Source organism: Cryobacterium algoritolerans (assembly GCF_004402785.1).
In the GTDB taxonomy this organism is placed as follows: domain Bacteria; phylum Actinomycetota; class Actinomycetes; order Actinomycetales; family Microbacteriaceae; genus Cryobacterium; species Cryobacterium algoritolerans.
Genome location: NZ_SOFP01000003.1, coordinates 1 through 10,700, shown reverse-complemented (window position 1 = coordinate 10,700; position 10,700 = coordinate 1). Strand labels below are relative to the sequence as shown.

Annotated in this window: 11 protein-coding genes; 6 read left to right on the top strand and 5 right to left on the bottom strand. The window is 70.7% G+C overall.

Annotation, left to right across the window (positions count from 1 at the left end):
• From E3O19_RS00160 to E3O19_RS00150, 3 genes are all read right to left on the bottom strand, one after another.
• Positions 1-553, bottom strand: a 553-nt coding sequence (locus tag E3O19_RS00160) for a hypothetical protein (RefSeq protein ID WP_134564621.1), incomplete at its 3' end; no start/stop codon positions are given.
• Positions 554-607: 54 nt separating this feature from the next.
• Positions 608-1,873, bottom strand: coding sequence for a hypothetical protein (locus E3O19_RS00155; RefSeq protein ID WP_134564620.1), 1,266 nt, complete (start codon positions 1,871-1,873; stop codon positions 608-610).
• Positions 1,874-1,980: 107 nt separating this feature from the next.
• Complete coding sequence (locus E3O19_RS00150) at positions 1,981-2,418, bottom strand: EVE domain-containing protein (protein ID WP_241981100.1); 438 nt, start codon at positions 2,416-2,418, stop codon at positions 1,981-1,983.
• A 43-nt stretch (positions 2,419-2,461) separates the two neighbouring features.
• Between E3O19_RS00150 and E3O19_RS00145 the strand changes: the two genes are divergently transcribed.
• The 3 genes from E3O19_RS00145 (at position 2,462) to E3O19_RS00135 (ending at position 5,487) form a co-directional block, all read left to right on the top strand.
• Positions 2,462-3,028 carry a hypothetical protein gene (locus tag E3O19_RS00145; protein WP_174776863.1) on the top strand — a complete coding sequence of 189 codons (567 nt, stop codon included), beginning with the start codon at positions 2,462-2,464 and terminating at the stop codon, positions 3,026-3,028.
• Complete coding sequence (locus E3O19_RS00140; RefSeq protein ID WP_134564618.1) at positions 3,025-3,666, top strand: DUF1684 domain-containing protein; 642 nt, start codon at positions 3,025-3,027, stop codon at positions 3,664-3,666. Before E3O19_RS00145 ends, E3O19_RS00140 begins: the two co-directional genes overlap by 4 nt.
• Before the next feature lie 267 nt (positions 3,667-3,933).
• Positions 3,934-5,487: a DEAD/DEAH box helicase gene (locus E3O19_RS00135; RefSeq protein WP_134564617.1), complete on the top strand. Its 1,554-nt coding sequence runs from the start codon at positions 3,934-3,936 to the stop codon at positions 5,485-5,487.
• A gap of 145 nt (positions 5,488-5,632) precedes the next feature.
• Here E3O19_RS00135 and E3O19_RS00130 read toward each other — a convergent pair whose 3' ends face one another.
• Complete coding sequence (locus E3O19_RS00130) at positions 5,633-7,219, bottom strand: sialidase family protein (RefSeq protein ID WP_134564616.1); 1,587 nt, start codon at positions 7,217-7,219, stop codon at positions 5,633-5,635.
• A gap of 132 nt (positions 7,220-7,351) precedes the next feature.
• On the opposite strand from E3O19_RS00130, the gene E3O19_RS00125 reads away from it, so the two are divergent.
• Positions 7,352-7,885 (top strand): GNAT family N-acetyltransferase, encoded by a 534-nt coding sequence (locus E3O19_RS00125; RefSeq protein WP_134564615.1) that lies wholly within the window; start codon positions 7,352-7,354, stop codon positions 7,883-7,885.
• Positions 7,886-8,025: 140 nt separating this feature from the next.
• Here the strand turns inward: E3O19_RS00125 and E3O19_RS00120 are convergent, their stop codons facing one another.
• Positions 8,026-8,613 carry an NUDIX hydrolase family protein gene (locus E3O19_RS00120; protein WP_134508317.1) on the bottom strand — a complete coding sequence of 196 codons (588 nt, stop codon included), beginning with the start codon at positions 8,611-8,613 and terminating at the stop codon, positions 8,026-8,028.
• A 118-nt stretch (positions 8,614-8,731) separates the two neighbouring features.
• Between E3O19_RS00120 and E3O19_RS00115 the strand changes: the two genes are divergently transcribed.
• Together E3O19_RS00115 and E3O19_RS00110 are read left to right on the top strand one after the other, a co-directional pair.
• A complete protein-coding gene (locus tag E3O19_RS00115; protein WP_241981099.1) occupies positions 8,732-9,820 on the top strand; it encodes an ADP-ribosylglycohydrolase family protein in 1,089 nt (362 codons plus the stop codon).
• Positions 9,813-10,700, top strand: an 888-nt coding sequence (locus tag E3O19_RS00110; RefSeq protein WP_134564614.1) for a PfkB family carbohydrate kinase, incomplete at its 3' end; no start/stop codon positions are given. The genes E3O19_RS00115 and E3O19_RS00110, both read left to right, overlap by 8 nt.

Below are 10,700 nucleotides of genomic sequence, written 5' to 3'. Positions count from 1 at the left end.
CGGCGCCGGCGGGTGCGGCGCCGGCGTGTGCCGCGCCGAGTATGGCCGGTGTCTGCACCGCGGCGGTCACCTCAGCCTGCCGCCCATCGGCAACGAGGGCGAGCGCGGTCTCGGAGGCGCTGACCAGGTGCCGGAGCGCCTGCCTGAGACCCGTGAAGCTCGCGGCGGCGGCCGCCGCCTCGGGCGAGACATGGTCGATCCCGAGTCCCGCGAGGGCATCGATGACCGCGCCGGCGACGAGGAAGTCCTCGACCGCGAACCGGGCGGTGCCGTCGTTGCGGCGCTCACCCACGGCGATGACGGCAACGAGGAACCGGTCGCCCTTCTCCGCCTGCCGGGCGAGCGCCCAGGCGGCGATGCGAGCGGCCGTGCCGAGGTCGGCCGCGATGACCCGGTGCGCGGTCAGCGGGGTGGGTATCCCCGGTGCGTAGCCGGTGGGCGGCAGCGCATCGGCGAGGATGACGACGTCCGCCTGCCCGGCGAGGGCCTGGAAGCCGACGAGGCCGACATCGAAACGGACCTGGTACTTGTGCTGGGGGTCGACGGGGATCACCTGATCAGAATATCGGGAGCGGCCCCGCCGGCGGGAACCGCGCGGGCGCGAAAACTAACGGACGTCGAACCGGGCCAGCGCGTCGGCATCCGTCGCCAGGGTCATCGCCCGGCGGGCGCCGTCGAGGGCGGCGACCGGGTCGGTTTCGGCCAGCGCGAGGGTGAGCTGGCGCTCGGACTCGGCCAGGCGCGTGCGCGCGTCGGCGCCGACCTGTCCGGGTTGCCCGGTGATGAAGTCGCGGGTGACGGTGAGCTGGCTCCGCACGGCCAGCAGCGCGCCGGAGAGGGCGCCGCGGGCGTTGTCGAGGCGCAGCTGCCGGTTGCGGGCGTCGGAGCGGATGACGTCCAGCCCGTCCATGGTCTCCCGGAGCCCGGCGAGGTCGGCGGCCGGATCGCTGAGGCGCGCCGAACGGCGCAGTTCGCCCAGCGCCGCGTCCGCCTCGGCGATGACCCGGTTGAGGTCCACGCGGGCGTCGGGCTCCTCGTGCGCGTCCCGGAGCGTGCGCGCCTCGGCCAGTTCGACGTCGGCCGCGTCGAGGGCGCGGGCCAGGGCGGCGAAGCCGAGGTGCAGCCGGTCTTCCCCGGTCTCGATCGCATCGAGCAGTTTGCCGGCCCGGAAGAGGCCGTGCTCGGCCGCCTGGAGCTGATCGCCGACCGGGCGGGCTGTGTCGGCCGCGAGCTGGGCCGCGGCGGCGTCCGTGGCGGCGTGTGCCTCGCCCAGGGCGGCCTGGGCTCGGCCCGCGTTGTCACCGATCGAGGCCAGCGCGGACGCCGAGTACGTGCGGGATAACCGGGCGAGGCTGGCCGCCCCGGCGGCGACGCGGTCGGCGACCCGGTCGAGGCGGCGTTGCAGCTTCTCGAGCAGGAGCGGCGCATCCCGTTCGAGGCCCCGCCGCGAGGAGAAGTCGCGGGTCTGGGCCTGGAGCCGGGTGGTTGCTTCGTCGGCGAGCTGGGCGATCTGCTCGGTCCAGCGTCGGCGCTCGGTTTCGCTGTCGGGGATGCCGTCGTCGAGCTTCTGCTGAAGAGCGAAGGCTTCCTTGAGCTGGCGGGTGGACAGGGCGAGCGCGGCCGCGAAGTCACGGGTGGCACCCTCGCCGAACTGGGCGACGGCGAAGGCAAGCTCGTCGGCGTTGGCCTCGACCAGGTCATCGGCACGGACCAGGGCGATCGACGCGACGCGGGATCGTTCGGCGGTCGCCTCCGCCAGTGCACGTTCGCGGGCACTGGTCCGGCGCCGGGCAAGCCCGACCAGCAGCGCCACGACGACGCACACCACCCCGAGGACGATGGCCGAGGGCACCCACCACAGTTCGCCAGTCATACCGGCGAGTCTAGCCAACGCCGTGACCCTGTCTTCGCAGCGAAACCGCCGATCCTGAGCTCATTCCTGGACCGCGGTGGACGCCGGACGCGGCACCGGATGACCGTCTAACCGCGCCGCATCTGGCGGCGGATCAGGTCATAGTCGTGGCGGGATATCTCGATCAGGCCGCGCCGGAGCTGGTAGCCCCAGTTGGGATCGTCGCGGGTGAATTCGAGCACGGTGAGCAGCGGCCTGATCGACGCGGCGACGGCATCCGTGTCGTAGTCGACCTGGTGCCGCCACGGCCGGTAGGAACCTGACCTCGCCTGCCCGGCCTGGCCCGTGCGGTCGAGGGGAACCGGGGCGATCCACCCGATCGCGGTGAACTCGCGCAGGGTCTCACCGTCGGTGCCGGTCCTCGGCGAGTAGTAGACGACACCGTCGGATTCGCGCATGTCTTCGAGCGCGGCCCGCGACCCGTGGCTGGCCTGCGCGAGTCCCATCGAGACTCCGCGGAGCACCTGCTCCCGCGGCGCGACACCCAGCCAGTATCGAATTGCCACCCTCTCAGTTGTACTGCATCCGAATGCGCCACAGACTAGGGGCATGCGTGTTCTTTTGAAAGAGATCCTCGACTGCCCCCCGGATGCCGCCTGGCGCGCCCTGCGCAGCCCCGCCGTCTTTCGGGAGGTGAGTTCGCCCGTGGTGAGCGTCGAATCGCTCGAGGCAGACGGATTCCCCACCGTTTGGGAGCCCGGCGAACACCCGGTGGCCCTGAACGCGCTCGGTCTCGTGCCGATGGGCGAACAGGTGATCCGGCTCACCATGGAGACCACCAGGAAGGACGGGGTGCGCATCCTTCGTGACACCGGCCGCGGCGTCTCCGGCGCACTCGCCAGCGTCACCCTCTGGGACCACCGGATGGCCGTCGCCCCCGACCCGGCGGGCACCGGAAAAACACTCTTCCGCGACCAGCTGATCTTCCGAACCGGTGCGCTCACCCTCGCCAGTTGGCCCGTATTCTGGGCGCTCTGGCAGTGGCGGCTGCGCCAGCTCAAGCGCCTGGCCCCGACCTGGCGGCTCGACCTCGGGGTCGACCTGCCGGCGGATGCCGCGGCCGGCCCCGGCGACGCCTCGGCCGCCGCCGATGCCGACTCGCGGGTGACGGAATGACCACCACGCTCGGCGCCCTCCAGGTCGCCGACTGGCGGCGACGGGTATTCGGCCTCTACGCCGGTGTGCGCCAGCTCAGCGCGTACGACCCCGCGGCGGGCCACGAACTGTGGCGCAGCGGGCGCGACGACCTGTTCGCGGGGCATCCGTCGTCGCCGTTGATGCCCGACGACCGGGCCGCGTTCACCGGCCTGCCCGTCGCGGCCTACGACCCTGACTGGCGGTTCGAGGTGGAGGTTCACCGGGCCGAGCAGCCGCATCGGATCCAGGTCGACACGGGCACGGATGGCACGGTGCCGTTCGACCTGGTCGGCACGGTGCGCCTGCCCTACCTCGGCGCGATCGACCTGTGGCGCCTGGCCAGCTACGGCGGCGGGCTCTTCCTGCCCGTCAAGGACGGCCTCGCCGGCAAACCCGGCGGAACGTACGGCGGCGGCCGCTACCTGCTCGACACCGTCAAGGGCGCCGACCTCGGTTCGGGCACCGACGACGACAGCGTCGTACTCGACTTCAACTTCGCCTACAACCCGTCCTGCGCCTACGACCCGATGTGGGCCTGCCCACTGCCGCAGGCCGGTAACGTCGTGGCCGTCGAGGTGCCCGTCGGGGAGCTGTACACCGACGTCGACGCCGGCTGAGGGACCTCTTCTCGGCTGCCACTTGACAGCATCCGCTAGAGTGGGGGCTTGCGAATGCGTAGCTGCATTCGCTGCGTCGTAGAACGCCCTCTTCTTTCTTTCTTCGGCAGCCCACCCGTGGGCCGGCCGGATTTTGCGAATGAAACCTTCTTACGGCGAACGGATGTGCCCATCGGCACCTTCGCCATGTGAATCCTCCTGGTTCCGGCCACCGCCACTGCGCAAAGCCGGTCCACGCGAGGAATCTGATGCCCGAAAGGCACCATTTTGTCTGAAACTTCCTTTGGCACGCTTGGCGTGCCGGCTCCCCTCGTCGCCGTTCTCACGGCGCAGGGAATCGACAGCCCCTTCCCGATCCAGGTTGACACCCTGCCCGACACCCTGAACGGCCGCGACGTGCTCGGCCGCGGCAAGACCGGCTCGGGCAAGACCCTCGCCTTCGCCCTGCCGATGGTCGCCCGACTCGGCGGCAAACTGTCCGGCGGCAAGCGCCGCCCGGGCCGTCCGCTCGGACTGATCCTCGCGCCGACCCGCGAGCTCGCCACCCAGATCACCAACGCGCTCACCCCGCTCGCCGAGGCCTACGGGCTCAACACGACGACCATCTTCGGTGGCGTGTCGCAGGGCCGCCAGGTCTCCGCCCTCAAGGCCGGCGTCGACATCGTCGTGGCCTGCCCCGGCCGCCTCGAAGACCTCATGAAGCAGGGCTTCGTCAGCCTCGACGCCGTCGAGATCACCGTGCTCGACGAGGCCGACCACATGGCCGACCTGGGCTTCCTGCCGGTCGTGACACGCATCCTCGACAAGACGCCGAACAGCGGGCAGCGCCTGCTCTTCTCCGCCACGCTCGACAACGGCGTGGACAAGATCGTGCGCCGCTTCCTGCACAACGAGGTTCTGCACTCCGTCGACGAGGCCACCAGCCACGTCTCCGCGATGACCCACCACGTCTTCGAGGTCGACAACGTCGAATCCAAGAAGGCCCTGATCGAGAAGCTCGCGTCCGGCAGCGGCCGCCGCATCCTCTTCATGCGCACCAAGCACCACGCCAAGAAGCTGGCCAAGGCACTGACCGAGGCCGGCATTCCCGCCGTCGACCTGCACGGTAACCTGTCGCAGGTGGCCCGTGACCGCAACCTCGCCGCGTTCAGCGCCGGCGACGTCAGCGTTCTCGTCGCCACGGATGTCGCGGCCCGCGGCGTGCATGTCGACGACATCGAACTCGTCATCCACGTAGACCCGCCGGCCGAGCACAAGGCATATCTGCACCGCTCCGGCCGCACCGCCCGCGCCGGCAGTGCCGGGGACGTCGTGACGCTGGTCCTTCCCGAACAGCGCCGCGACACTGACGCGCTGCTGCGCAAGGCCGCCATCAAGGTGACCCCGCAGCGCGTGAACGCGGACTCCCCCGCCGTCGCCGCGATCGTCGGTGACGTCGCCGAGTACGTCAAGCCACTTCCCCGCACCGAGCAGCCGCAGCGCCAGTCGCAGGGCGGACGCTCACAGGGCGCCGGACGCTCACAGGGCGCCAACGCCCAGCGCAAGCGCGACGAACGCGACAGCGGCGGTCGGGGCGGCCAGGGCGGTGCACGCGGTGGCCGTGGCGGCGACTCCGTGGCAGCCGGCGGCGCTGCCCGCCAGGACCGTGCTGGACGGCCCGCGGCATCGGGTCGCAGCCGCTCCCTGCAGGGGAACGGCGGAGCGGCTCGCACCGGCCAGGGTTCTGGGCGCTCCGGCGGACTGCAGGTCGGCGGCCTCGTGCGCGGTGCCGGCTCCACCGGTGGCGCTCGCCGCTCGGCTCCCCGCCGCGCCCAGGGCTAACCGCGCTGAGTCACGAGGCGGGTGACAGCCGGCAGATCAGGGTTGTTCCGATGCCGGTGTGTACGCGCTCAATATTGCCGTAGGTGAGCCCGGGTGTCAGGGATGCTGCGCGTGCCGCAGTGGCTCCGTGCATCCGGGCCGCGACCTACCCCACACGCGAGGCGAAGATATCGCTGGCCGGGCGGGGTGAGATGCTGCCGGGCGGGTTGGCCCCGACACCGTTCATCCGGGTGAAGAACGCCAGGAAGTCACCCTTCGAGTGGGTCAGGCCTTCGTAGTCCCCCACGAAGTAACCGCGGGCCCTGGCTCCGCTCGACATGTCGAAGTCGGCACCCACCCGTGTCTCCTGCCAGGTGGCGCCACCGTCGTGGGAGTGCAGCAACCATGTGCTCGTGACCAGCGGAATCCCCGCATCGTCATTGCGGAAATCGTAGTAGAGCACGCCGATGCTGCCGTCGGGCAGGACGTGCACGCGCGGCGTGAATGCCGGCGAGGAGTGGACCGTGTTGATGGCGTAGGACACGGTGCCCCAGCTTGCGCCGCCGTCGGTGGACTTGGCAAAGGCAATCTGGTCTCTCGCGTTCCCGGTGGAGCGGGCGTCCTGCCAGGCCGCGTAGACCTCCTGGTGTCCCGGACGCGGATCACTCGCCCAGGACGGGATGATGTCGCCCGTGCGGACCGGGCTGCCGAACGTTGGGTCAGTGACCCCGACGCTGTTCAACTTGTCGACGATCGTCGCGGTCGACCAGGTCAACCCCCTGTCGGCGGAGCGCTGGATGGCGACGTTGTCGCCCCGCACTTGCTTCGCGTTCTTGAAGTTGTAGATAAGGTCAAATCCGTTCATCAGGTTTCCGGTGCCGGTGACCACAATCTCGCTGCCGATGGTCTGGTTGATGGTTCCGGGATCGAAGATCTTGCGGGCGGCTTCCCAGGTTGCGCCACCATCCGTGGTTCGTGAGAACCACGTCGGCCCGTGATAGCCGATGGCGTGCTCGCCTGCCACCCGAGAGGCCCGTTCAACGGGGAACTCGAGCCGGTCCCACACGGCGTAAACGTAGCGGGAGGAGGTTGGGTCGGCGGTGATTGAGTTCTTGTCGTTGAAGACGTTGAGGTCCGTGTCGCGCTTGAGCACGGCATTCGGACCCCAGGTCGCGCCGCCGTCGGTCGACTTGCTGACCAGAAGCGCGTTCTCACCGCTCAGCGTCTGGTTGAAGCTGAGCGAGAAGGCATAGGCGGAACCGTCCGGTGAAACGCTGACCCAGGGGTCGGTTGAGCGCTCGTAATCGCCACCATTGGCCACTGTGCCTCCTGTGCACCGCGAAAACGTCGGCTGAGTTCTTGACGGTTGCCAGGTGTCGCCGCCGTTGGTGGAATACCCGTAGTACGTCGCGTTGGAACCACCGTCAGACCACCGGTCCTGCTGCCAGCCGCCGACGAGATTGTCTTCATTCGCGGGGTTGACCGCAACAGACGGTTCGAGCTCGGTGCCGGGGAAGTTGGTTCCGACCTGAGCGGAACCTGGGACGCCGTTGCAGGGAGGACCATCAGCGTCGGCCCCGGCGAACGGGCTGCCGATCGAACTCGCCCGAACGAGCGGACTCGCCCCCAGGGTGCCGGCAACGGCAGCGGTGGCCGGGACCCCCGCCACGGCAACAGCGCACGCCAGAACGACGAGGACCCGCTTTCGGATGGCCCCGACCCGGGGATGACGCGGTCCGCTGTTCTGATTCATCCGGGGCTCTCCTTTGAACTCGGTCCGTTCGATGTGACGGACGGTACCCCGTGCGGCCGCTCCACGCTAGACCGAGGGAACCCGGGAGCAGCCGCGTCAATCGGCGTCGCGGGTCTGAGCTAGTCTCGGGTCATGGTCACCACAGCGCTCATCCGTCCCGTCGTCGAATCGGATGCCGAGAGCCTCGGCCGCGTCCACGCCACCTGCTGGCACGAGACATACGACAACCAGCTCAGCACGGCTGCGCTCGAGCAGCTCCAGCCCGCGCGACTGGCCGCGATGTGGCGACGATTCAGCTCTCAGGGCCCGCAGTACCGCCAGGTGGCCGCGCTCCTCGACGGGGAAATCGTCGGTTTCGCCGGCAGCGGCCCGGCACGCGACGCCGACAAGCCCGCACCGGCGGAGCTCTACTTCATCTACCTCTTGGACGCCTACCACGGCACCGGCATCGGCCAGCAGCTCTTCGACGCGGTCATCGAGGATGGGCCGTCGTTCCTCTGGGTTGCCGCCGAGAACGCCAGAGCACACTCGTTCTACAAGCGCAACGGCTACGCCCCGGACGGACACGAGCAGGACCAGGAAGTCCTCGGCGAGGAACTGCACGAGGTTCGCCTGGTGCGACCCAGGTCACTTGCCCGGCGCCTGTCGCTCGCCACCGCCGGGTAACGCCCCGCGCGCCGCTGGCGCGCCAGCGGCGCGCGGACGGTCGGGATGGAGTTTTTCGCGACCCGCCGCATCCGTCGCCGGCGAACCCGGCGTGGCGCGGGTTTCTCCACCCTGAACGAGAGCGGAGCGCTGCGGCCGCGCTAGCGGAGCTGCCCGACCGAGGCCAGCGCCATCCGCAGGAGGGCGCCACGGCCACCCTCCATCTCCGCGGAGACGGCCTCGGAGGAGGCCTCGGCCGGCGTCATCCAGGTGAGTTCGAGGGCGTCCTGGCGCGGGTCGCAGGTGCCGGTCACCGGCACGACGTAGACCATCGAGACCGCGTGCTGACGGTCATCCGTGAACGCGGTGATGCCGGGCATCGGGAAGTATTCGGCCACCGTGACCGGCACCGGGCTGGTCGGCAACTGCGGAAATGCCATCGGGCCGAGGTCCTTCTCGAGGTGTCGGAACAGCGCATCGCGCAGGGTCTCGCCGTAAAGAACACGGCCGGATACGAGCGTGCGGGTCATCTCGCCGGTCGGCCTGGCCCGCAGCAGCACTCCGACCGAGACGACCTGGCCGAGTCCGTCGACGCGCACGGGAACGGCCTCGATGTAGAGGATCGGCAGCCTGCGCCGGATCTCCGCCAGTTCGATGTCGGTGAGCCAGCCCGGGTTCACGTTCGGCGGCGGAACACCGTCGGGGCCAGGCGTCCAGTCCGGATCGGGGTCAGGGGTTCGCACGCTCATGACTTCATTCTGTCCTACCCGGCGAGCGGATGCGCGACCTCGCCCACCCGGTCGGCCAACCACCGGGGTCGAACCCGGCGTTTCGCCGCGGCCGCCCACCCCCGGTAAAGTCGGCCTCGTGGACAGTCGGACGGCAGGCACAGGCATGGGCATGGGCATGGGCACGGGCACGGGCATGGGCACGGGCACGGGCATGGGCACGGAATCGGCGGAACGGGATCGCGCCCTGGGTGCATTCCACGGCCTGGCTCTCGGCGACGCGCTCGGAATGCCGACCCAGTCGATGTCCAGGTCCGACATTCTGGCAGACTACGGCCGCATCACGGGTTTCCGCGACGCGGGCCCGCGCCAGCGGATCGCCGTCGGAATGCGGGCCGGCACGATCACGGACGACACCGAACAGGCCGTGATGCTGGCCGGGCTCCTCATTGACGGCCGCGGCCACGTCGACCCGGGGGTCTTCGCAGCCCGCCTGCGCGAGTGGGAACACGGGATGAAGGCCCGCGGCTCGCTCGACCTGCTCGGCCCGTCGACGACGGCCGCGTTGCGACGGCTCACCGACGGCGAATCAGCGCTGACGAGCGGCCGGTTCGGCAGCACGAACGGCGCCGCAATGCGGATCACCCCGGTCGGCATCGCGTTCGGCCTCGCACCAACGGGCGTATTCGTCGACGCGGTCGCCGAGGCGAGCCTGGTCACCCACAACACCAGCCTGGGCATCGGCAGCGCGGCCGCGGTCGCCGCGGCGGTGAGCGCCGGGGTCGCCGGGTCAACCCTCGAGAACGCCATCGAGAACGCCATCATGGCCGCCGCGGAGGGCGAACAACGCGGGCACTGGGTGGCAGGGTCGTCGATCGCAGCGCGCATCCGCTGGGCCGTCGGCCACCTCGCCGGGCTGCACCCGGATGACCAGGCGGATGCCGTGTGCGCCCTGATCGGCACCTCCGTCGCGGCGCAGGAGTCGGTGGTCACCGCACTCGCGTTGGCCGCGGTCTCCCGCAACCCCTGGGAGACCCTCTGCCTTGTGGCGGGCCTCGGCGGGGACACGGACACCATCGCCGCAATCTGCGGGGCGGTGCTCGGATCTGTGCACGGCCTGCAGGCCTGGCCGGCGGCCGAGCTGGACACGCTCCGCACCGTCAACGACCTCGACCTGCCGGTGCTCGTCGACGGTCTCCTCGAGCTGCGCCGGGCGCACCATGGCTGAGCGTCCCCGCCTGGTCTTCACGGGCAACGTCCTCGTTGACGTGGTGCTGACCATCGACCGACTGCCCGGCGCCGGCGGCGACACCCTCGCATCCTCGTCCCGGCTGACGGCCGGCGGCGGCCTCAACACCATGGCGGCGGCCCGGCGCGACGGGATGCCGGTGACGTTCCTCGGCCGGCACGGACAGGGGCCGTTCGGCGATATCGTTCACGCCGCACTGCGTGCGGAGGGCATCGAGGCCGCTCAGCCGGCGATTTCCGACTTGGACAGCGGGTATTGCGTCGTTCTCGTCGACGGGTCCGCCGAGCGCACCTTCGTGACCTGGGTCGGCGCCGAGGGGCGGCTGGGCCGGGCGGACTTGGACCTCACCGCGGTGCGCTCCGGGGACATCGTGTACGTCTCGGGGTACAGCCTCGCGCATCTGCGCAACGCCGCCGCGATCCCCGGCTGGCTGCGCGACCTGCCGCCCGGTGCCCGGGTGATCACCGACCCCTCGCCGCTCATCGGAACCCTCGACCCGGCCACCCTCGTCGACGTGATGGCGCACACCGACGTGTTCAGTGCCAACGCGCCGGAGGCCCGGCTCGCGAGCGGGGAGGACCAGCCCGGCGTCGCGGCCGCGCACCTGGTCCGCCGCATCCGCCCCGGCGGCTTCGTCGTGGTGCGAGACGGCCCGAACGGATGCTGGCTCGCCGGCGACGACCTCGGACCGGTCCCTGTACACGTGCCCGGTTTCGCGGTGCCCGCCGTCGACACGACCGGCGCCGGCGACACCCACTGCGGGGTCCTCGCCGCCGCACTGGCCCGCGGGCTGACGCCGCGTCAGGCGGCCGTGCGGGCCAACGCGGCGGCCGCCCTGGCCGTCACCCTGCCCGGGCCG